Here is a 21,070-nt window from a genome sequence, read left to right on the forward strand (position 1 = left end):
GGCCGCCCCGTCCGTTCGTCACTCCTGCCTCAGGGCTGCGGCAGCGCCGCGTCGATGATCGCGGCCTGCTCGACCTCGTGCTGCTTGGCGGAGCCGACCGCCGGGGCGGCGGCCGCCGGGCGGGAGATGCGACGCAGCCGCAGCCCGTCCAGGTGCTCCACCAGGTTGAGCGCCACGAACGACCAGGCGCCCTGGTTGGCCGGCTCCTCCTGCACCCAGGCGAAGTCCTCCGCGTGCGGGTACCGGTCGAGCACCGCCCTGAGTTCCTCGACCGGCAGCGGGTAGAGCTGCTCCAGCCGGACGATGGCGGTGTCGCCGATGTTGCGGTCGGCACGGGCCTGCACCAGGTCGTAGTAGACCTTGCCGGAGCAGAGCAGCACCCGCCTGACCGCCTCGGCGGACGGCGGCTCCACACCCGGCCCGCCGTCGGCCAGCACCGGCTGGAACCCGCCGGTGGTGAAGTCCGCCACGTCCGAGACGCAGAGCCGGTGCCGCAGCAACGACTTCGGCGAGAAGACCACCAGCGGCTTGCGCTTGGCCGACAGGGCCTGCCGGCGCAGCAGGTGGAAGTAGTTCGCCGGGGTGCTGGGGATGGCGACCCGCATGTTGTCCTGCCCGCACAGTTGCAGGAAGCGCTCCGGCCGCCCGGACGAGTGGTCCGGGCCCTGTCCCTCCTGCCCGTGCGGCAGCAGCAGCACCAGCGACGACCGCTGACCCCACTTCAGCTCACCGGAGCTGAGGAACTCGTCGATGATGGACTGCGCGCCGTTGGCGAAGTCGCCGAACTGCGCCTCCCAGAGCACCAGCGCCTCGGGGTTCTCCACCGAGTAGCCGTACTCGAAGCCCATGGCGGCGTACTCGGAGAGCAGCGAGTCGTGCACGAAGAACCGGGCGTCGCCGGTGGCCAGGCGGGACAGCGGCAGGTAGGACTCGCCGGTCGGCGCGTCGACGACCGCCGCGTGCCGCGAGGTGAACGTGCCGCGCCGTGAGTCCTGGCCGGCCAGCCGGACGGTGACGCCCTGGGTCAGCAGCGAGCCGAAGGCGATCAGCTCGCCGAAGCCCCAGTCGATACCGCCCTCGACCGCCATCCGCGCCCGCCGCTGCAACACCTGCTGGACCCGCTTGTGCGCGGTGAACCCCTCCGGCAGGTGCAGGTGGGCCTCCCCGACCGCGCGGACGACCGCCGCGTCGACGGCGGTGTCGACCTGCGGTTCGGGCTCCTGGCCCCAGGACGGACGGACCCGCGACGGCGCGCCGGCCGCGTCCCGGCTGGCCTTGAAGACCCGCTCCAGCTCGGCCTGGTACTCGCGGAGCTGCTGCTGGGCGGTCTCGACGGTGATATCGCCCCGGCCGATCAACTCCTCGGTGTAGATCTTCCGGACGCTGCGCTTGGCGTCGATGATCTCGTACATCCGGGGGTTGGTCATCGACGGGTCGTCGCCCTCGTTGTGCCCACGGCGGCGGTAGCAGACCAGGTCGATCACGACGTCCTTGTTGAACGCCTGCCGGTACTCGAAGGCCAGCCGGGCGACCCGGATGACCGCCTCCGGGTCGTCGCCGTTGACGTGGAAGATGGGCGCCTGGATCATCCGGGCCACGTCGGTGCAGTAGAGCGACGAACGGCTGTACTCGGGGGCGGTGGTGAAGCCGACCTGGTTGTTGACCACCACGTGCACGGTGCCGCCGGTGCGGTAACCACGCAGCTGGGACAGGTTGAGCGTCTCGGCGACGACCCCCTGGCCGGCGAACGCGGCGTCACCGTGGACCAGTACCGGCAGCACGGTGTAGCCCTCCAGTCCCAGGTCGAGCCGGTCCTGCTTGGCCCGGACGATGCCCTCCAGCACCGGGTCGACGGCCTCCAGGTGCGACGGGTTGGCCACCACGCTGACGGTGGTGCAGTGCTGCCCGTCGGGCGTGGTGTACTTGCCGGTCTGCCCGAGGTGGTACTTCACGTCGCCGGAGCCGTGCGCCGAGTCCGGGTCCATCTGGCCCTCGAACTCGTTGAAGATCTTCTCGTACGGCTTGCCGACGATGTTGGCGAGCACGTTGAGCCGACCCCGGTGGGCCATGCCGATGACCAGCTCGTGGAAGCCGCCCTCGGCGCAGGCCTGGAGCACCTCGTCGAGCAGCGGGATCAGCGACTCGCCGCCCTCCAGCGAGAAGCGGCGCTGACCGACGTACTTGGTCTGCAGGAAGGTCTCGAACGCCTCGGCGGCGTTGAGCCGGTTGAGCAGGTGCCGCTGTTCGTCCGGGTCCGGCTTGGTGTACCTGATCTCGATGCGTTCCTGGATCCAGCGCCGTTCCTCCGGCTCCTGGATGTGCATGTACTCGACGCCGACCCGGCGGCAGTAGGTGTCCCGCAGGACGCCGAGCACGTCGCGCAGCCGCATCTTCTGCCGGCCGGCGAAGCCACCGACCGGGAAGGTCCGGTCGAGGTCCCACAGGGTCAGGCCGTGTTGCAGGACGTCCAGGTCGGGGTGCCGGCGGATGGTGAACTCGAGCGGGTCGGTGTCGGCCATCAGGTGCCCGCGCACCCGGTAGGCGTGGATCAGCTCGATCACCCGGGCGGCCTTGTCGATCTGCCCCTCGGAGGTCCGGGCCACGTCCCGCATCCAGCGCACCGGCTCGTACGGGATCCGCAGCGAGGTGAAGATGTCGTCGTACAGGCCGTGCCCGCCGAGCAGCAGTTCGTGCACAGTCTTGAGGAACTCGCCGGACTGCGCGCCCTGGATCACCCGGTGGTCGTACGTGCTGGTCAGCGTGGTGACCTTGCTGATGCCGTGGTCGGCCAGGGTCTCGTCGGACATCCCCGAGTACGGCGCCGGGTACTCCATCGCGCCGACCCCGATGATCGCGCTCTGGCCGGGCATCAGCCGGGGCACCGAGTGCACGGTGCCGATGCCACCCGGGTTGGTCAGCGAGATCGTCGTGCCGGCGTGGTCCTCCATGGTCAGCTCGTTGCGGCGGGCGCGCCGGACCAGGTCCTCGTACGCCTGCCAGAACTGCCGGAAGTCCATGCCTTCGCACTTCTTGATCGACGGTACGACCAGGGTGCGGGTGCCGTCCGGCCGGGCCAGGTCGATCGCGATACCGAGGTTGACGTGCTCCGGCTGCACCAGCGCCGGCTTGCCGTCCACCTCGGCGTAGGAGTTGTTCATCTCGGGGTGCGCGACGACCGCACGCACCAACGCCCAGCCGATCAGGTGGGTGAAGCTGACCTTGCCGCCCCGGCCCCGGGCGAGATGGTTGTTGATCACGATGCGGTTGTCCACCAGCAGCTTGGCCGGCACGGCGCGGACACTGGTGGCGGTCGGCACGTGCAGCGAGCTGTTCATGTTCTGCACGATGCGGGCCGCGACCCCGCGCAGCGGGACCGTGCTCGCGGCGGTGGCCGGGTCACCCGACGCGCCGCCGCCGGACGTCGCCCCACCGGCCGCCCGGGTTCCGCCGGACCGCTCACCTGGCGACCCGGCGCGCTCGCCGGACGCGGGAGCCTTCCCGGTCCGGGCGGGCGGCGGGGCCGGTGCGCCCGTTCCGGTCGCCGCCCCGGCACGGGTGTCCGCGGCCCTCACCGGGTCCGGAGCGGTCGCCTCCCGCGGCGGGGCCGCGTCCTGCGGCGGGGCGGTCGTGCCCGGTGGCGGGGCGGTCGCGCCCGGTGGCGGGGCAGTCGTGCCCGCCCCCGGTCGGTAGTCGGCGAAGAAGTCGTGCCAGGCATGGTCGACGCTCGTCGGATCGGCCAGATAGCGCTGGTACATCTCGTCGACGATCCACTCGTTGGGACCGAAATCCGCGAGCGGACTGTCCTGCGAGGTCTGCTGGGTCGACACAGCCGGGTTCGCCTCTTTCACCACAGATTGACGGCACGCGACGATCTCGTCACGGTGGACGGAAACCACGTTCGATTCAGGCTACGCCGACACCTGCCGGCATTGTGGACACGGCCCGCCGTCTGCTCCGGCTCCACCGGAAATCCGCTCCCGCTCACGGTGCGACCCGGTCCGCGGCGACGGGGCCGGCACCGCCCGGGACGGCTTCCCGGGCGGTGGGGGTGCCCGACGCCGGGCCGGTGCGGTCGCCGACCGGGGTGGTCGGCGACCGCACCGCAGGTGGTGGGCCGGTCGCGGGCCGGCTACCTGCCCAGGGTCACCTTGAGGATCCGCTCGTTGCTGTTGTTGGGGATGCTGTCCTTGTCACCGCCGGTGCTCGTGGTCAGCCACAGGTTCCCGTCGAGGGTCGGCTCGACGGTCCGCAGCCGGCTGTACGTGCCGACGAAGTACTGCTGCACGTCGGTGAGGGTGTCCCCGCTGATCACCGCCCGGTACATCCGGTTGCCCCGCAGGCAGCCGAGATAGAGCACGTCCCGGACGATGGCCAGACCGCTGCACGACGCCTCGGCCACCGGGTAGGTGCGGATCGGGGCGATGAAGTTCGGGTTGGCGCAGCTGCCCGTGGTGCCCTCGCAGGCCGGCCACCCGTAGTTGCCGCCCCGGACGATGATGTTGGTCTCGTCCATGACGTTGTTGCCGAACTCCTGCTCGAAGAGGCGGCCCCGGGAGTCGAACGCCAGCCCCTGCGGGTTGCGGTGCCCGTAGCTCCAGACCGCGTTGCCGAACGGGTTGTCCGACGGCACGGTGCCGTCGGGGCGGATCCGGAGCACCTTGCCGCCCAGGTCGTTGACGTCCTGGGCACGGTCCGGGCTCTGCCCGTCGCCGGTGGCGGCGTAGAGCATCCCGTCGGGGCCGAACCGCAGCCGCCCGCCGTTGTGGTACTTGTTGCGCGGGATGCCGGTCAGCAGCACCTGCACCGTGCCGGTCTGCAACGTGCCGTCGTAGCGGATGCGGACGATCCGGTTGTCGGTCGTGGTGGTGTGGTAGATGTACAGCCACCGGTCGGTGGTGAAGCTCGACGACACGGCCAGCCCGAGCACCCCGCCCTCGCCGTTGGTGCCGGCCACGTTGGGCACCGTGCCGATGCTGCGCTTGTTGCTGCCGTCCGGGTTCATCGCGACGACGTCGAACAGGTCACGCCGGCCGTAGAGCACCGTGCCGTCGGGCAGTTGCACCAGCCCCCACGGCAGGTCCCGCTCGGTGGTGACCACCGTCGTGCCGCAGACCGCGCTGGTGCAGGCCGACCCGGTACGTACGGTCACCGCGTTGCTCGCCGTGGAGGTGTTGCCCTGTGCGTCCCGGGCGACGACCGTGTAGCGGTACTCGGTGTCGGCGGTCAGCCCGGTGTCGGTGAACGAGGTCGCCGGCGGGTTGCCGGCCGTGCCGGTGACCGAGCCGACCGTCACCCCGCCGCGCAGGATGTCGTACCGGGTGACCGCCACGTTGTCGGTGGACGCCGTCCAGGTCAGGGTCACGTCGGTGCCGTTGGCGGTCGCGGCGAGGTTGGTCGGGGTGGTGGGCCGCTGGGTGTCCGACTGGCAGAACGGCGGCGTCACGGAGAGCGTGGCGCTGGCCTGCGACACGTTGCCGGCGGCGTCCCGGGCGTTGACGTACCACCCCCAGGTGACGCCCTGCGCGACGGTGAGGGTGGCGGTGAGCGTGTTGCCGGCGACCGAGGTGACGAGTTGGCCGTCATGGTAGATGTCGTAGTACGCGACCCCGACGTCGTCCCGGGACGCCGACCAGGCGAGCGTGACCGACTGACAGGTCAGCCGGGTGCTGCGCAGGTAGCTCGGCGCGGTGGGCGGCCGGGTGTCGGCGGCGGCCCGGACGAGGGTCGTCCCGGCCGGCGTGACCGGCGGGCCGGCGGTGACGGGTGCGCCGGCCAGGACGGTGCAGGCGCTGGTCAGCAGCGCCAGGCCGACGACGCGGCGGGGATGGCGATAACTGGTTCGCACGCGGTGGGTCCCTTTCTGAGAGCCTGGTCGTGGTCAGTACGGGTAGCCGGGCACGTTGAGCCGCACGCTGTACAGCCCGGAGTCGTTCGTCCGGCCCGAGGTGACGTAGAGGGTGCGCCGGTCGGACCCGCCGAACGCCACGTTGGTGGTGCCGCTGGAGCCGGAGCGGATCGTGCCGAGCTGGCTGCCCGTGGGCGAGTAGACGTGCACCAGCCCGTCGCCGCCTGAAGTCCAGTAGACGTTGCCGGCGCAGTCGATCGTGCCGCCGTCCGGGCCACCGACGTAGTTGACGAACACGCTGCGGGGGCCGGTGCTGCCGTCGGGCTGGACGGCGTACTTGTAGATCTTGTTCTCGCCGTAGGCGCCCACGTAGAGGGTGCCGCCGTCCGGGGAGAGGGCGATGCCGTTGGGCTGGCGCAGCGCGTCGTCGACCAGCGACACCTGGCCGCCGGAGACGCGGAAGACGCTGGTCCGCCCGCTCATCTGGTCGGGGCGGTTGCCCCGCTGGAAGTTGGGGTCGGTGAAGTAGACGACGCCGTCCGAGCGGACCGCCACGTCGTTCGGCGAGTTGAACGCCCGACCCTGGTAGTTGGCGGCGACGACCCCCCGGGCCAGGTTGTCGAGCCGGTACGTCGAGACGCTGCGCTGGTCGTGTGTGGCGGCCACGAGCTGCTGCCCGTCGGGGGTGAGCGCGAGCCCGTTGCTGCCGGCGTTGCCGAGGAACGTGTCGAAGGTGGCCGGCGGGGTGAACCGCCGGATCGTCGACGGCTGGACGTTCTCCGACCCGGTCGGCGCGGCCATGTCGGAGAAGAGCAGGTAGCCCCGGTCGGCGATCCAGACGGGCCCCTCCAGGAACGCGAAGCCGCCACGGATCTTCGTGGCCGTGACCGAGGTGGACGGCAGCGGCGGGCCGTAGCCGGTGCCGGTCGGGCAGACCCCGGGTGGCGCGCCGGGCGGGCCGGCCAGGGCGGCGGGCTGCCCGGCCGACGGTGCGGCCCGCAGGGACGGCGCGGGCGCGGTGTCGGTGCCCGCCGGGACGGCGGCGGGCAGGGCGAGCAGGATGCTGGCCAGCGCGGTGGCGGCCGGTTGCAGGACCATCGGGAACTCCGATCGGCGAACGGACCCGCCGTCGTCGGCGGTCGCGGGGTGGTGGCACCGAGACTGATCTACCGGTATCGATGCATCATGGGGCAGCATAAATTAGGAACCACCGCACCGCATGGGTGGCGATCCGCCGATCCCGGCAATGATCCGGATTTCTCACTAAGATGCTGGTCGATGTCGCCGGATCACCGGAGTCACCCGGTCACCGACCGTCGAACCGGTCCACATGCTGATCGGGCCCGGTCGATGGATGCCGTGGCGACCGTCCGGCCGCTCCGGCGGAACCCGTCGCCGCCGCCGATGCACCGTTCCGCCGCGGGCCATCGTGGACGGCTCGACTGTGGACTCCGATCGGGTCGCGGAAAGCGCCGACAGTCCTGATTCGCACCCACCTGTCGCGTCACCGACGGATGCGGAATCGACGATGGGAGCGCGCTCATCTACCCTCAGGGCAGATCCGGCCCACGTCGTGGCCGGCACCGGTTCGGCAGCCATGGGTGTCGTGGTCTCCCCGCCAGTATTCACCGACCATGGCCCTGTTCGGAGGGATCGAAGCGTTGACGAGCGACAAGGCGGCGCCGCCGGGCGTCGACACCACCCGGCCCAGCATCGCCCGGGTGTACGACTACTACCTCGGCGGCAAGGACAACTTCGCGGTCGACCGGCACGCCGCCCAGATGGCGATGCAGGTCACCCCGGACGGGCCGGAGGCCGGGCGGGCCTGCCGGGCCTTCCTGCGCCGGTCGGTCCGCTACCTGGCCGCCGAAGCGGGCATCCGCCAGTTCCTCGACCTCGGCTCCGGCCTGCCCACCCGGGGCAACGTGCACGAGATCGCCCACCAGGTCGACCCGGACGCCCGGGTGGTCTACGTGGACAACGACCCGATGGCCCTCGCCCACGGGCGGGCCCTGCTCGCGGACGCCCGGACCACCACCGTGGTCGGCGCCGACGTCCGGCAGCCGGACGAACTGCTGGCCGAGCTGCGCGAGCGCAAGCTGATCGACTTCGACCAGCCGGTCGGGCTGCTGCTCCTGGCGATCCTGCACCACCTGCACGACGACGACGACCCCGCCGGGGTGGCCCGCCGGCTGATCGACGCCCTTCCCTCCGGCAGCTACCTGGCCATCTCGCACTTCTACGACCCAGGTGCGGCCCAGCCGGAGGTCTCGGCGAAGGCGCGGGCGGTGGAGAAGGTCTTCAACGAGACGCTGGGCACCGGCCGGTGGCGTACCCGGGACGAGATCCTCGGCTTCTTCGGCGACCTGGAGCTGGTCCCGCCCGGTCTGGTCCCGCTGGCCGAGTGGCACCCCGACGGCGAGGAGGACACCAAGCAGACCGCCACCTACCACACCATCGTCGGTGGGGTGGCCCGCAAGGCCTGAGCACGGGCGCTGCCGTCGGCGACGCGACCGGTCCCCACCCGGGGGCCGGCCGTGGCCGGCGGCAGGCTTCCCGGGCCCGCCACCGGCCACGGCCGGCGTCAGTAGCAGGTGTTCATCGCCGCCCGTACCTCGGCCAGGGTGGCGTCGGCGACCGCCCGCGCCCGCTCGTTGCCCTCGCTCAGCACGGCCCGCAGGTGGGCCCGGTCCTGGCCGTACTCGGCCCGGCGGGCCCGGATCGGGGCCAGGTACTCGTTGACCGACTCGGTGACGACCTTCTTGAGCGCCGCGGCCCCCGCCGACCCGATGTCGGCGGCCACCTGCTCCGGGCTGCGCCCCTGGCACAGGGCCGCCAGCAGCAGCAGCGACGACACCTCCGGGCGGGTGGCCGGGTCGTAGCTGATGTGCCGCTCCGAGTCCGTCTTCGCCCCCTTGACCAGCCGGGCGGTCTCGTCGGCGGTGGCGGCCAGCGTGATGGCGTTGTTCCGGCTCTTGCTCATCTTGGTGCCGTCCGTGCCGAGCAGCAGCGGGGCGCTGGACAACAACGCGTCGGGCTGGGGGAACACCGCCGAACCGGCACCGTACCGGTCGTTGAAACGACGGGCGACCGTCCGGGTGAGTTCGAGGTGCGGAAGCTGGTCCTGGCCGACCGGAACCAGATTCGCCTTGCAGAACAGGATGTCGGCGGCCTGGTGGACGGGATAGGTGAACATCAACCCGCTGACCGCCGACTGCCGCGAGTGGGAAATCTCGTCCTTGACGGTGGGATTGCGGTTGAGTTCGGAGACCGAGACGAGGCTGAGAAACGGCAGCATCAACTGGTTGAGTGCCGGCACCGCCCCGTGCGTGAAGATCGTGCTGCGGGCCGGGTCCACCCCGATGGCCAGGTAGTCCAGGACCAGTTCCTCGACGTGCTGGAGCAGATTGTCCGCCACGTCGCGGTCGGTGAGGACCTGGTAGTCCGCGATGACCACGAACAGCTCCACCCCGAGTTCCTGGAGCCGGACCCGGTTGTGCAGCGTGCCGAAGAAGTGACCGAGGTGCAGGCGGCCCGTGGGGCGGTCACCGGTGAGCACCCGGAACCGCCCCGGGTCCTTGCGGATCAGCTCCTCCAGCACGGCGCTGCGGGCCTGCGCGGCGGACGTCCCGAGCGTGTCGGTCGGCCCGGCCGAGGCAGCGGCGCCGGCGTCTTCGGTCTGGGGTACGGCGGTATTCACAGGATCTCCTGAAGGGTCGGTCTCGACGCCATGATTGCACGGCCCGCGCATCGGGGAACGGCAAAGGGACCCCGATCCGAAACGGCGTCACGGCCTCCCGGGCACGGACCACCGAACTGACCTCGGCCGTTGGCCCCGACCCGACGGACGGCCGACCCTCACTTCTGCCCGACGCTCCGGGATATGCGCGTGGCGAGCAGTTCGTGCAACATCGCGTGCAGCGGCACTGGTCGCCCGGCCCGCCCCGCCAGTCGGACGACGGCACCCGTCCAGGCATCGAACTCCGACAGTCTCCCGGCGAGGATGTCCCTTTGCAGGGAGGTGGTGCTGTCCGCCGGTTGCCGGTCCATCAGCGCCACCGCCGTATCCGGCGCGTCCGGCGGCAGCGCGATTCCGAGCGCAATTCCGGTCTCGTATATCTCGCGCATGCCCGTGACCAGCATCCGGCGGGTGCCGGGGCGGGAACGGAGTTCACCGACCGTCGCCCCGCCGGTGGCCGCGCCGAGACTGCCGACCGGCACCACCAGCAGGAACTTCGCCCACAGCGCGGCCCAGATGTCGCCCGGTTCCAGCACGTCCACCCCCGCCCGGCGCAGCAGCCCGCGCAGGCGGGTCACCCGGTCGGACGCGCCGCCGTCCCACTCCGCGAAGCCCAGCGCCCCCGGCGGACCGTGGTAGCGCACCTCACCCGGTGCGACGGGGGTGGCGACCACCCGGGCCAGGCCGGGCAGCACCCGGGCGCGGCCGATCCGGGCCGCCACCTGCTCCGGCGCCTCGACCCCGTTCTGCACGGTGACCACCGCGGTGTCCGGGCCGACCAGCGGGGCCAGCGCGTCCAGGGCCGGGGGCAGGTGCGGGGTCTTGACGCAGAGCAGCACGTAGTCGACGGGGCCCAGGTCCCGCGGGTCGTCCGACGCGCGCAGCGCCGGGGCCACCCAGTCCCCCGCGTCGCCGGTGACCCGCAACCCCGTACGGCGCAACGCGGCGAGGGTCGTACCCCGGGCGAGGAACCGGACGTCGTGCCCGGCGGCGGCGAGGCGGCCACCGAGGTGCCCACCCACGCCGCCGGCCCCGACCACGGCGATGCTCGCGTCGACCGGCGGGCCGTCCCCGCCCGCCGGGCCGGCGTCGGTACCGCCCGCCCCGACGCCCACCTGCGGTCGGGCCGTCATCGGGGCAACCGCCTGCCGACCCGCAGTGGAAGCGCCTCCAGGCCCCGGCTCAGCGAGCTGTCCGCCACCCAGGCGACCTTCTCGGCGGGCACCGCGAGGGCGAGGTCCGGCAGGCGGCGCAGCAGGGTGGAGAAGGCGATCTCGCCCTGGAGCCGGGCCAGCGGGGCCCCGATGCAGAAGTGCGTGCCGTGGCCGAAGGACAGGTGCCGGTTCGGCGAACGGGTGACGTCGAACCGTTCCGGGTCGTCGTACACCTCGGGATCGTGGCCGGCGGCGGAGAGCGACAGGTGCACGAAGCTGCCCTGGGGGATGTCCACCCCGCCGAGGCGCATGTCCTGCGTGGCGACCCGCAACGAGGCCCAGCCCGCCGACCCCTCGTAGCGCAGGATCTCCTCGATCGCCCCGGGGATTCCGCCCGGGTCGGCGCGCAGCATCGCGAGCTGGTCGGGGTGCCGCAGCAGCAGCAGCGTGCCGTTGCCGACCATGTTCGCGACCGTCTTGTGCCCGGCGATGATCAGCAGCAGGATCGTCGACAACAGCTCCCGGTCGGTGAGCGCGTCGTCGTCCCGGGCCCGGACGAGTTCGCTCAGCAGGTCGGTACCGAGGTTCGCCCGCCGCTGCGCCACCAGGGCGGTGAAGTAGTCGGAGAACTCGTCGCTCGCCGCCTTCAGTTCGCTCTCCGCGTGCTGCAACGGGTCCTGGCTGAGCACGTAGCTCCACCGCTGGAACAGCGGCCGGTCCTGCACCGGGATGCCCAGGTACTCGCAGATGACGATGAGCGGCAACGGCAGCGCGAACGCGGTCACCAGGTCGATCTCGCCGCCGTCGGGGAACGCGTCGATGAGGTCGTCGACGACGGCCTGGATGCGCGGCCGGAGCCGGGCCACCACGGCGGGCAGGAACGCGCGGCTGATCGGCTTCTTGAGCCGGGTGTGCTTCGGCGGGTCGGCGAAGCCCAGGTTGCCGACGACCAGCAGGCTGTTGGTCGCCGCCTTGTCCCGGTACCGGGCGGGCAGGTTCTCGATCTGCTTGGACAGTCGTGGGTCGCCGAACGCCTCCTCGACGACCCGGTTCGCGAGGACGGCGTACGCCTCGGCGCCGGGCGGGACGTCCATCCGGTGCACCGGGCACCGGGAGCGCAACTCCGTCGTCGCCGCGTGGGGCGAGTCCCCCGGGTCGGTGAAGTACGTCGTGGGCAGCACCTCCGTCATCGTGACCCCCGACCTCCCGGCTCGCCGCTGCCACCGGCCACCGCCGGGATGATCCAGACCAGGTCGTCCCGGCCGACCTTCGTCTCCAGGCCGTCGAGGCCCCTGATGTCGTCGTCGTTGAGGTAGACGTTGACGTAGCGCTTGACCCGCTGGTCCCCGTCCACGATCTTGTCGAGCAGCCCCGGGGCGGCACGGTCGAGCCGGACGAGCACCTCGTGGATGCTGTCGCCCTCGACGGAGAACAGCCGCCGACCGCCGGTCAGCGCGTGGAAGGCCGCCGGGACCTTGACGGTCACGACGGGCACCGGCGACGGTGCGCCGGTGCCATGGGCAGATTCGGACATGACTGGGTCCCTCCTGGACAGGTTTCCTGACGTCACCGGCGGTCGCGGCGCGGCGGTCAGGGTGGAAACTCGATCTCGATCTCGGTACGCAGCGCCGACGGCAGGCGTACGTCCAGCGGCTCGCACCCCTGCGGTCCGGGCCGCCAGCCCGCCACCCGGTGGATCAGCCGGTCACCGCTGGCCCGGACGTACCAGATCACGTTCACCGGCCAGCCGGACTGGCGGAACAGGTACTCGTCCATCCCGGTGGGCTGCTCGCTGAGCCGCTGCCCGCGTTCGTGCGGTGGGCCGATCTCGTGCCAGTTCGGGTGGGAGTGCACCGAGCCGAGCAGTTCCCGACCGTTCACGGAGTGCTGTTTGATGGCCCGCAGCACCCCCTCGTCGGCGCACCAGAACCCGCGTTCGGTGTCCCGGTAGACCTCGCCGAAGCGGGGGGCGATCCGCTCCTCGAACTCGGCGATGACGCTCTCGTCCCGGCCCCTGACGTTCGGCACGAACTCGATGTCGGTGACGGTGAGCGCGGCGTCGTCCACCTGCCCGAACAGCAGCGCCGACGCGCGGGGCGGGTGGTGGGGCACGCCGTCGGCGTCCCGGCTGTCCAGACACCGCCGGTACTCCCGTACGGCGTCGGCGACGAAACGGCGGGCGGCGGCGGGGGCGAACCGGACCACCCGGGGCAGGTCGCCCGGTCCTCCCGGGACGGGGTCCGCGTCGGCCGGGTCGGGTGCGTCGTCGCGCTTCTTCCCCGCCGAGGCCAGGGTGCCGCCCAGCAGGGCCGCGCCCAGCGGCCACGAACGCATGTGCACCGGCAGCGTCACGCAGTGGTCGCCGAGGCGCAGCAGCAGCCCGTCGTCCACCAGCCGACGGGCGGCGGCGGCCTCGGCCGGCCCGGCGGTCAGCTCGGCCCACGGGCAGCCCGGCAGCGCCCGGAGGAAGACGTCGATCCGGGTGGGATCGTCCAGGACCAGCCGGCGCACGGGCCGTTGACGCTGGTCGACGACGGCCAGGAACCCCGGGCCCCGACGGAAGTGGAGCAGGCCGAACGTCCGGGTGGAGCGCCAGCTGTCGACCGCCGTGGTCCCGCTGCCGCGCACCGTCGCCCGCACGGGGGCGGGCAGGTGGTCGAGGTGCCGCACGAGGTGCCGCCGTTCCGCGTCCAGGACCAGCGACCAGGTGACAGGTACGCCGATCGAGGAGCACTCGCGCAGCAACGCGACGATCCGCGCGGCGGTCCGGTCGGGCAGTGCGGACAGGTCGACGGGTTCCGCCAGTCGTACCCCGCCGACGGGCACCCTGGTCAGCAGCTCCGCGAACTCCCCGCTGGTGGGCAGCTCCGCCGGGTCGAGGGTGAGCGTGGCCGGCCGGCCGCCCGCCGGGGCGGGGCCGCCGGGGGCCCGCAGGTCGTCGATCGTCAGTGACGTGCTCATCGGGACGCCACCACCTCCCTGCCGTCGATCAGCTTCCGGCGGTACGGGTCGACGTCGAGGGCGACGGCGACGTACCGTTCCTCGTCCTCGAAGGCCAGGCCACGGTCGACGAACCAGCGGAGCATCCGGTCGAGCCCGTCGCCGGTGACCTGGTGCCCGCTGTCGGCGAGCCGTCGGGCGATGCCCGCCCGGCCGGCGACCTGGAACATGCCGAGGTAGACGTTGCTGTGGACGTCGTCCAGCTCGATCGTCTCCTCGGGCCAGCTGGCCCGGCGGTCCTCGATGGTCACCCGGCCCCGGTCGTCGACCCAGTAGGACAGGTCGCCGCCCCGGTACGCCTGCGCCCAGCGTTCGACGCCCTGCTTCAGCTCGTCCTCGATCGGGCCGACGATGCCCTGGTCGCGGGTGTCGAAGAGGTAGACCAGGTCGTACAACTCGTCGCGCGGGACCTGGTAGATGAAGTCGTATATCTCGGCCGGCCGGCGGTACATGAACCCCTGGGTCGGGTCCTCGAAGTAGGGGCTGAAGCGTTCCAGCGCTATCCGCCAGGCCCCGGTCGGCGGTTGGAGGTGTTCCAGCGTGGCGAACTTGCCCAGCAGCCGGCGGTAGTCGTCCTCGGTCTCGCCGGGGAAGCCGTAGAGGATGTTCCAGGTGACGTTGAGGCCGAGGTCGTGACCGTCGCGCAGCATCCGGACGTTGTGCGCGGCGCTGACGCCCTTGTCCATCAGGCGCAGCACGTGACTGCTCAGGCTCTCGATGCCGGGCTGCACGTAGGTGACGTTCGCCTGTTTCAGGCTGCGCAGCTGGTCCCGGGTCATGTTGGACTTGATCTCGTAGTGCACCCGCAGGTCGCAGTCGAGGGCGGCCATCGCCGGGATGGCGGTGTTCAGGTACTTCATGTCCAGGATGTTGTCGACCATGATGAGGTCCAGGACCCGGTACCGCTGCGCCAGTTCCACCACCTCACCGGCGATGCGGTCGGGGGCCTTGCTGCGGAAGTCGATGTTCGATCCGTTCAGCCCGCAGAACGTGCACTGGTGGACCTCGCCCCACCAGCAGCCCCGCGAGGTCTCCAGGACCACCATCGGCCGGACCTGGGGCGCGAACGACGTCTCCGCCAGGGCCCGGAAGTAGCTGTCGTAGTTGGGCGCGGGCACCATCGCGAACGGCAGCGCGCCGCGTGCCGGCGGATTCACCACCGTCCGCCCCTCGTGCCGCCAGCTGAGCCCCGGCACGTCCGCGAGGTCGGCGCCCGAGGCGATCCGGTCGAGCAGCATGGGCAGCGAGCGTTCGCCCTCGCCGCTGAGCACGAAGTCGAGTTGGGGGAAGTTGCGGTGCAGGGCCGGGCCCTGGAGCCCGTCGCAGTTGCTGCCGCCCATCGCGGTGCGGATGCCCGGCACGAGTCGTTTCAGCTCCCGCGCCAACGCCAGGGAGGGCACGTTCTGCATGAAGGTGCTGGTGAAGCCGACCAGGTCAGGAGGATCGGCGGCGATCTGTTCGGCGAGCCGTCGGACGAACCCACGGGCGTGCCGCTGCATGGCCACGGGGGCGTCCGGCTCCACGCCGCGCTGCCTGAGGAACTCGGCGAACTCGGTGACCCGGTAGCTGTCGACGTCGTACAGCGCCGGGGTGAAGACCCAGTCGCCGACGCCGTGGAACACCTGGTCCGCCACGTTGCCGTAGTCGGTCGGCGTGAGGGTGCCGCCGCTCTCGACGAGCAGGTGCTCGGCCCACCGGAGGTTGGCGTACAGTTCGTCGATCTCCCAGTCGGCGGCGTGCCTCCGGACACACTGCCCCAGGATTCCCAGCGCGCTGGACGGGGTGTCGAGACCCTGCCAGGGCATGGCGACCATCAGGAGCTTCACGGTATTCCACCCAGCTTCTTCCGTCGCGGTCGATAATGTGCGGTCGTTTCGCGGGGCGCGCGGCACCGCAATTGCGGGGCCGCTGCCCGATCTTTTCCACGGTGGCTCACCGGACGGGTGCCGGCGCTTCACCGCAGCGTGCCGGCCCGGGCCGCGAGGGGGCCACGGGGAGGCTTTTCAGATCATTTTCCGGCGGCTTTCGCCCGGCTTTCTGCGCCGTCCCGGGCGGGGCGGCCGACGCTCGCCACCGAGCCTGTCGCACTACCGGACCTGCATGACGTCAGGCCTGCCGTACGACCTCCAGCCTTAACACACGTTAACGCTGTAATTGATGACGGTCAAGCGCAGTTGTCGTCAGGCAAGGATTCGTGGGATTCTCGGCTCCGAAATTGCCAATAATGGCGAATGCGGCGGCACCGCACGCTGAGGCAATTTTTGCCGGCGCAGATGTTGAATGGTCAACCGCCAGCGGAATAATCGATCGGAATGGCGGGGGGCAATCGCGGCGGGGGCGGTGCGGACCACCCGCACGGGAGGGCGACCGTGATCGGCTCCCCGACCACCGCCCGATGGTCTAGCCTCCGAGTGACAGATCCATCCCCGACGATCCGGTGGAGGACCCGATGACCATCCGACGACATCTGCTGCGTACCCTCGCGGCCTGCCTGGCGGCGACGACCCTGACGGCCCTGGCACCGGCCGGAGCGGCGCAGGCGGCCTGCACGACGAGCAGCTTCACCGTCGTCTGGGACTACGCGGGCATGTACACCGCGCCCAACGAGTCGACCCTGTACGGCACCCGCCGCTACGGGCAGGTCGTCACCGGCCCGACCGGCAACACCGCCAACGGCTGGACGCTGACCTACGACTACTGGAACGGCCTGCCGCTCTGGGCGTACATGAAGGACGCCGCGTTGCAGTACCGCGGCTGCGCCTGACCCGCCCGGCCGCCACGGGCCGGTGCTCAGCGGCGGGCCAGCCAGACCGTCCGCTCGGTACGGACGCTGAGGTCGTCGCGGCCCGGCAGTCCCGCCACGGCCGCGTCGAGGGCGGCGAGGTCGGCCGGGGACAGCCGGTCCGCCAGCCCGTGCCGCATCCGGCCCAGCGAGACCTGCGCGTAGCGGACGGCGGCGGCGGGCAACGGGGGGCGCAGGTCGATGTCGAAACGCCGCTCGGTCACCGAGCGGAAGCCGGCCTGTGTCATCCGCTCCCCCCAGTTCTCGTGCATGTGCAGGCCCGCCTCGTGCCGGCGCTTCGCCGCCTCGGCGTGCACCCGCCGCTCCACCTGCTCGCCCGGCGTGCCGGTGAGGAAGCGGGGGAACGCGTCCACCTCGGCGACCACCAGCAGCCCGTCCGGCCGCAACGCGCCGAACGCCGAGGCGAGCGCGGTCGCCGGATCGGCCAGGTGGTGCAGGGACGCGGCGGCCCAGATCACCCCGGCCGGCCCGAGGTCGGGCCAGGGTTGGTCGAGGTCGGCCTGCACGGTCCGGATGCGGTCGCCCAGCCCGGCCGCGTCGGCCCGGGAACGCAGGTGGGCCAGCATCTCCGGGGAGAGGTCGACCGCGGTGACGGTGGCGTCGGGCAGCTCCCGGGCGAGGGCGAGGGAGGCCGTGCCGCTGCCGGCCCCCAGGTCGACCACGTGGGGCTGCCCGACGGCCTCCCGGCCGACCCAGCCGATCACGTCGCGGAAGTAGTCGTGCAGGACCTCGGCGTCCAGGTCGAGCAGCTCGATCAGGTGGTCGTGTGCCATGCGGCGACGGTAGCCGGGCCATGCCCCTACGGCATAGCATCTTGCGCATGAAGCAAGACAGGGATCTGGAGGACCTGGTCCGTCAGCGCGTACGCAGCCTGCGGCTGGCCCGCGGCTGGTCGCTGGAGGAGTTGGCCCGGCGCTGCCTGATCAGCCCCTCCACGCTCAGCCGGATCGAGACCGGGCACCGCCGGATCGCCCTGGACCAGGTCGCCACCATCGCCCGGGTGCTCGGCATCACGCTCGACCGGCTGGTCGAGTCCGACGCCGACGACGACGTCGTGATCCGCCCGCACTGCGACGAGAACCGGGGCGTCACCACCTGGTTGCTGTCCCGGGACAGCAACCAGACGGTCGCCAAGCTGCGGATCACCCGGGACGTCCCGACCGACCTGCGGGTGCACCCGGGGCGGGACTGGTTCACCGTGCTGTCCGGCACGATCGTCCTGCGCCTCGGCGAGCGGACGATCCTCGTCGGCACCAACGAGGCCGCCGAGTTCTCCACCCTGGTCCCGCACGCGTTCGGCGCGCACGACGGCCCGGCCGAGATCCTCTGCATCCTCGACCACGAGGGTGAGCGCAGTCACCTGGGCCCGCACCACCACCCGCCGCCGGTCAGCCGGTGATCACCGGCCAGGCGTAGGCCAGCAGGGCGCACGCCGCCCCGAGCAGGGCGAGCGAGACGCCACGGCTGGGAATGGGCAGCGCGGCGAGCACGAGCAGGATGACCGCGACGACATAGAGGAACGCCTGTACCGACATGACACTCTCCTCGACGGTGGGCTGACGGACGGTGCCGTCTCTACCCCCGCCGCCCCGGTCGGGAAACCCGCTCCCGGCACCGAACCGGAGCCCCGACCCTCCGGATCGGACGGTGCCGGCCGGGGACCGCTCGGCCCCCGGCCGGTCCGCCCGTCGGCGGTCGGTCGCCGCAGCCGGGTGTCAGCAGCCGGGTGTCAGCAGCCGAGCCGCCTGGTGGACAGCGCGATGTCGTCGATCCAGAGGTTGAACTCACCAGGCGTCGTGCCGCCCTGGTAGAGCTGCCAGCCGATCTTCACGGTGTCCACCGCCGGCAGGACGAACGGGACGTCGTTGCCGCCGTGGTCGGTGGTGGAGGCGGTCAGCTCCGGGTTCGCCACCCCGTCGATCCACACCGCGACCCGGTTGTCCGTCGGGTCGAGCTTCCACTCGAAGCACTGCCAGGTGTCCTCGGTGACCGGGGCCGACTCCCGCCAGTTGGTCCAGTCGCCGGTCGGGCCACCGTCCGCGCCCACCCCCCAGAAGGTGCCGGGGACGGTGGGCGCGTACTGGCCGCCGATCGGGCGGACGACCTCCGCGCTGCCGCTGCCGGTCGCCTCCACCAGCGTGAAGTGCGCCCAGTCCGGGGCGGTCGGGAAGGCGTCGACGCGCAGCCGCATCCGCCCGTAGAAACGGTTGCCCGGCGCGGCGAAGTCGTCGACCCGCAGGAAGGCCCGGCCGTTGTCGACGGTCCGGACGTGCAGCACCTGGTTGCCGTGCCTGGCGCGCTCGACGGTCAGCGTGCCGTGGCGGGTGTCGACGCCCCACTTCAGCGTGCTGGGGCCCCCGGGCGGCAGGCGCTCGAAGTCCTCGCAGAACAACAGGTCGCGGTGGCACGAGCGCGGGGCGGCGTCCGAGACACCGGCCGGGACGCTGCCGGCGGTGACGCCGAGGATCAGGGCCGCGGTGAGAACCGCGAGGGAACTGCGCATGGTCGTCCTCCATGGGGGATCGCTGCCGGTGGGCGGGGCCGGTGGAACTGCCGGCCGGCGGGTCGACTGCCCGTCGTCGTGGCGATGGCCCGGCGTACGGCACGCACCGTCCGAGGCGGCGTGCTGCCGGCACCGCGCTGCTCCCGCGCACACCGGTTCCCCAGCGCGGTTGCCCCCGTGCTGCGGTGCTGTGAGCCATTCCAGCACGCCCGTCCCGCCCTAGCAATATCGACAACCGTCAGTGCAGCTCACCCCGGCGGAGCGGGCCGGCCGGGTCGACCGACGGCACGGGCGAGGGCCCCGCCGGTCAGCCCGGCGGGGCCCTCGGGTGCTCACCCGCTGCGGCGTCCCACCGCAGCCGGACCGGTCAGTTGCAGGTGGTGCCGTTGAGCGTGAAGGGCACCGGGACGGCGGGGGAACCGTCGGCGGTGAAGCCGAAGCTCACCGCGCCGTTGGTCGGGATGTTGGCGTTGTGGCTCTCGTTGCCCACCGTGACCGCCGCGCCGGTCTGCTGGAAGACGCCGTTCCAGTGACCCTGGATGAGCTGGCTGCCGGGGAAGGTCCAGCCGAGCGACCAGCCGTTGACGGCCGGGCCGTCGTTGTAGACGGTGACGCTGGCGTTGAAGCCGGTGCCCCACGAGCTGGTCACCACGTACGAGACGCGGCAGGTGCTCGCCAGTGCGGTCGCCGGCCGGATGTCGCCGTAGTCGTCCCGGGCGGTGGCGAAGTCCTGGAAACCGAAGCCGGGACCGGCCGACCGGGTGGTGGTGCCCGCCGCGAGGACGGTGCCGTTGGGGTTGACGTAGTAGACCGGCCCGCCGCTGTCGCCGCCCCGGGCCGACTCGTCGCCGTCGAGCTGGGTGGCCTCGACCAGGTCCTCGATGTCGTCGTAGTGGAACTCGACCCGCAGGTTGCAGACCGGCCCGCCGAGCTCACCGGCCGAGGTGTACCCCGACTGGCAGAGCAGCTGCCCGGGGAAGACCTCGGTCCAGCCGGTCACCTCGGCGCGCACCTCGTCGTTCTGCCCGCCGACGTAGATGTGGCTACCCGGCGAGGAGGTGGAGACCAGCATGGTGTCGTGGTCGTCGTTGCTGGCGACCGAGTAGCCGACCAGCGTGCCGGTGTTGGTGCTCGTGTTCCAGGCGACGTGCCAGGGCTGCCCGATCGGGCCGCAGTGTTCCGCGGTGAGCAGGTAGCCCACGTTGGTGGTGTGGTTGCGGACGCCGAAACCGGCGGTGCAGCCGTAGGTGGTCAGGCCGATGCCGATCCCGCCGTCGTACGGCGCGGCGTCGTTGTACCGGGACCGCTCGACCATCCGCTCCCGGACGACGGTGCGGGTGGCGACCCCGGTCGCCGGTAGTTTCGGCTGCCTGGCGCTGATCTTCGGGTCGACGGCGACCTCGATTCCGGAGCCGTCGGTACGCAGCCGGACGGCGTGCGCGGCGTCCTTCGGGTCGGCGTCCACCACGGGGGCGAGCTTCGCCGCCGCCCGCTTCAACTCGGTGCGGGAGTACGTGGCCCCGACGACCTCGACCGGGGCGGTACGGCGGGCGGTGGCCACCGCCGCCGCGACGTCACCGGGCAGGGCGCCCTTCCACCAGAGGGTGACGTGGTCGTCCACCAGTCCGATGCCGGCGTAGCCACGCGGCGCGCCGGCCTCGACGGCGGTGCGCACGACGTTGGCCGCGTCGACCAGCGGGGCCTGGGCGAGCATCCGGTCCCGGGCCTGCGCCGGGATCAGGTCGAGCAGGGAGCGGTCGTTCCCGGCCGTCGGCGCGGTCGCCGACGCGCCGAACGGCTGGCTGGGGGCGGCGTTCGAGGGTGCCGTCAGCGGACCGACCACCACCGTGGCGCCGAGCAGCACGCCGGCGACCACCGAGCGGCGGGTCGCGTTCCAGGTTTGCGTCATGACCATGAGTCAAGTGATTCCGCCGCCCCGGGAACAGGCAGAAGCACCGGCAAGAATCGACAGGCGGCGCGCCGCCGACCGTGGCCCGGAGCGGGTGCTCCGGGCCCGGCCGGCGTC

General features: G+C 72.0%; 16 protein-coding genes. 3 read left to right on the plus strand and 13 right to left on the minus strand.

Features of this window, described 5'->3' with window-relative positions; all coding sequences use genetic code 11:
- Positions 1 to 29: 29 nt before the first annotated feature.
- The 3 genes from B5D80_RS03325 to B5D80_RS03335 form a co-directional block, all read right to left on the minus strand.
- Positions 30 to 3,827, minus strand: coding sequence for a multifunctional oxoglutarate decarboxylase/oxoglutarate dehydrogenase thiamine pyrophosphate-binding subunit/dihydrolipoyllysine-residue succinyltransferase subunit (locus tag B5D80_RS03325; RefSeq protein ID WP_088642274.1), 3,798 nt, complete (start codon positions 3,825 to 3,827; stop codon positions 30 to 32).
- Positions 3,828 to 4,129: 302 nt separating this feature from the next.
- Entirely contained in the window at positions 4,130 to 5,845 is a 1,716-nt protein-coding gene (locus tag B5D80_RS34720) for a PQQ-dependent sugar dehydrogenase (protein ID WP_088642275.1), read from the minus strand.
- 33 nt (positions 5,846 to 5,878) lie between these two features.
- Complete coding sequence (locus tag B5D80_RS03335) at positions 5,879 to 6,943, minus strand: SMP-30/gluconolactonase/LRE family protein (protein ID WP_088642276.1); 1,065 nt, start codon at positions 6,941 to 6,943, stop codon at positions 5,879 to 5,881.
- A 536-nt stretch (positions 6,944 to 7,479) separates the two neighbouring features.
- Here B5D80_RS03335 and B5D80_RS03340 point away from each other — a divergent pair.
- The gene (locus B5D80_RS03340; RefSeq protein WP_245854197.1) at positions 7,480 to 8,331 is read left to right on the plus strand and encodes an SAM-dependent methyltransferase; all 852 of its coding nucleotides are present in this window, start codon (positions 7,480 to 7,482) and stop codon (positions 8,329 to 8,331) included.
- A gap of 98 nt (positions 8,332 to 8,429) precedes the next feature.
- Here the strand turns inward: B5D80_RS03340 and trpS are convergent, their stop codons facing one another.
- The 6 genes from trpS to B5D80_RS03370 form a co-directional block, all read right to left on the minus strand.
- Complete coding sequence (trpS, locus tag B5D80_RS03345; RefSeq protein WP_245854198.1) at positions 8,430 to 9,545, minus strand: tryptophan--tRNA ligase; 1,116 nt, start codon at positions 9,543 to 9,545, stop codon at positions 8,430 to 8,432.
- Positions 9,546 to 9,703: 158 nt separating this feature from the next.
- Positions 9,704 to 10,717: a 2-dehydropantoate 2-reductase gene (locus tag B5D80_RS03350; protein ID WP_088642278.1), complete on the minus strand. Its 1,014-nt coding sequence runs from the start codon at positions 10,715 to 10,717 to the stop codon at positions 9,704 to 9,706.
- The gene (locus B5D80_RS03355) at positions 10,714 to 11,928 is read right to left on the minus strand and encodes a cytochrome P450 family protein (protein ID WP_088642279.1); all 1,215 of its coding nucleotides are present in this window, start codon (positions 11,926 to 11,928) and stop codon (positions 10,714 to 10,716) included. The genes B5D80_RS03350 and B5D80_RS03355 overlap by 4 nt, the downstream gene beginning before the upstream one ends.
- Positions 11,925 to 12,224, minus strand: a complete 300-nt coding sequence (locus B5D80_RS03360) for a MoaD/ThiS family protein (protein ID WP_211291374.1) — start codon at positions 12,222 to 12,224, stop codon at positions 11,925 to 11,927. Before B5D80_RS03360 ends, B5D80_RS03355 begins: the two co-directional genes overlap by 4 nt.
- Before the next feature lie 104 nt (positions 12,225 to 12,328).
- Positions 12,329 to 13,699 carry a DUF5825 family protein gene (locus B5D80_RS03365; RefSeq protein WP_088642281.1) on the minus strand — a complete coding sequence of 457 codons (1,371 nt, stop codon included), beginning with the start codon at positions 13,697 to 13,699 and terminating at the stop codon, positions 12,329 to 12,331.
- A complete protein-coding gene (locus tag B5D80_RS03370; RefSeq protein ID WP_088642282.1) occupies positions 13,696 to 15,564 on the minus strand; it encodes a RiPP maturation radical SAM C-methyltransferase in 1,869 nt (622 codons plus the stop codon). The genes B5D80_RS03365 and B5D80_RS03370 overlap by 4 nt, the downstream gene beginning before the upstream one ends.
- A 623-nt stretch (positions 15,565 to 16,187) precedes the next feature.
- Here B5D80_RS03370 and B5D80_RS03375 point away from each other — a divergent pair.
- Positions 16,188 to 16,502 (plus strand): hypothetical protein, encoded by a 315-nt coding sequence (locus tag B5D80_RS03375; protein WP_144081548.1) that lies wholly within the window; start codon positions 16,188 to 16,190, stop codon positions 16,500 to 16,502.
- A gap of 26 nt (positions 16,503 to 16,528) precedes the next feature.
- Here B5D80_RS03375 and B5D80_RS03380 read toward each other — a convergent pair whose 3' ends face one another.
- Positions 16,529 to 17,314, minus strand: a complete 786-nt coding sequence (locus B5D80_RS03380) for a class I SAM-dependent methyltransferase (protein ID WP_088642284.1) — start codon at positions 17,312 to 17,314, stop codon at positions 16,529 to 16,531.
- A gap of 47 nt (positions 17,315 to 17,361) precedes the next feature.
- On the opposite strand from B5D80_RS03380, the gene B5D80_RS03385 reads away from it, so the two are divergent.
- Entirely contained in the window at positions 17,362 to 17,940 is a 579-nt protein-coding gene (locus tag B5D80_RS03385) for a helix-turn-helix transcriptional regulator (RefSeq protein WP_088642285.1), read from the plus strand.
- On the opposite strand, the gene B5D80_RS33610 is transcribed toward B5D80_RS03385, so the two are convergent.
- From B5D80_RS33610 to B5D80_RS03395, 3 genes are all read right to left on the minus strand, one after another.
- Positions 17,930 to 18,076 (minus strand): hypothetical protein, encoded by a 147-nt coding sequence (locus B5D80_RS33610; protein WP_169733029.1) that lies wholly within the window; start codon positions 18,074 to 18,076, stop codon positions 17,930 to 17,932. The genes B5D80_RS03385 and B5D80_RS33610 overlap by 11 nt on opposite strands.
- Positions 18,077 to 18,270: 194 nt before the next feature.
- Entirely contained in the window at positions 18,271 to 19,044 is a 774-nt protein-coding gene (locus B5D80_RS03390) for a hypothetical protein (protein WP_088642286.1), read from the minus strand.
- 367 nt (positions 19,045 to 19,411) lie between these two features.
- On the minus strand, positions 19,412 to 20,953 hold the full coding sequence (locus B5D80_RS03395) for a cellulose binding domain-containing protein (RefSeq protein ID WP_088642382.1): 1,542 nt from the start codon (positions 20,951 to 20,953) through the stop codon (positions 19,412 to 19,414).
- Positions 20,954 to 21,070: the final 117 nt, after the last annotated feature.

The organism is Micromonospora wenchangensis (assembly GCF_002210435.1).
Lineage (GTDB): Bacteria > Actinomycetota > Actinomycetes > Mycobacteriales > Micromonosporaceae > Micromonospora > Micromonospora wenchangensis.

Excerpts from the sequence above, each read along its gene's own strand:
- B5D80_RS03335 (WP_088642276.1), bottom strand. The coding sequence starts at position 6,943 with ATGGTCCTGCAACCGGCCGCCACCGCGCTGGCCAGCATCCTGCTCGCC.
- B5D80_RS03340 (WP_245854197.1), top strand. The coding sequence starts at position 7,480 with ATGGCCCTGTTCGGAGGGATCGAAGCGTTGACGAGCGACAAGGCGGCG.
- B5D80_RS03350 (WP_088642278.1), bottom strand. The coding sequence starts at position 10,717 with ATGACGGCCCGACCGCAGGTGGGCGTCGGGGCGGGCGGTACCGACGCC.
- B5D80_RS03355 (WP_088642279.1), bottom strand. The coding sequence starts at position 11,928 with ATGACGGAGGTGCTGCCCACGACGTACTTCACCGACCCGGGGGACTCG.
- B5D80_RS03365 (WP_088642281.1), bottom strand. The coding sequence starts at position 13,699 with ATGAGCACGTCACTGACGATCGACGACCTGCGGGCCCCCGGCGGCCCC.
- B5D80_RS03375 (WP_144081548.1), top strand. The coding sequence starts at position 16,188 with ATGACCATCCGACGACATCTGCTGCGTACCCTCGCGGCCTGCCTGGCG.
- B5D80_RS03380 (WP_088642284.1), bottom strand. The coding sequence starts at position 17,314 with ATGGCACACGACCACCTGATCGAGCTGCTCGACCTGGACGCCGAGGTC.
- B5D80_RS03385 (WP_088642285.1), top strand. The coding sequence starts at position 17,362 with ATGAAGCAAGACAGGGATCTGGAGGACCTGGTCCGTCAGCGCGTACGC.
- B5D80_RS33610 (WP_169733029.1), bottom strand. The coding sequence starts at position 18,076 with ATGTCGGTACAGGCGTTCCTCTATGTCGTCGCGGTCATCCTGCTCGTG.
- B5D80_RS03390 (WP_088642286.1), bottom strand. The coding sequence starts at position 19,044 with ATGCGCAGTTCCCTCGCGGTTCTCACCGCGGCCCTGATCCTCGGCGTC.
- B5D80_RS03395 (WP_088642382.1), bottom strand. The coding sequence starts at position 20,953 with ATGACGCAAACCTGGAACGCGACCCGCCGCTCGGTGGTCGCCGGCGTG.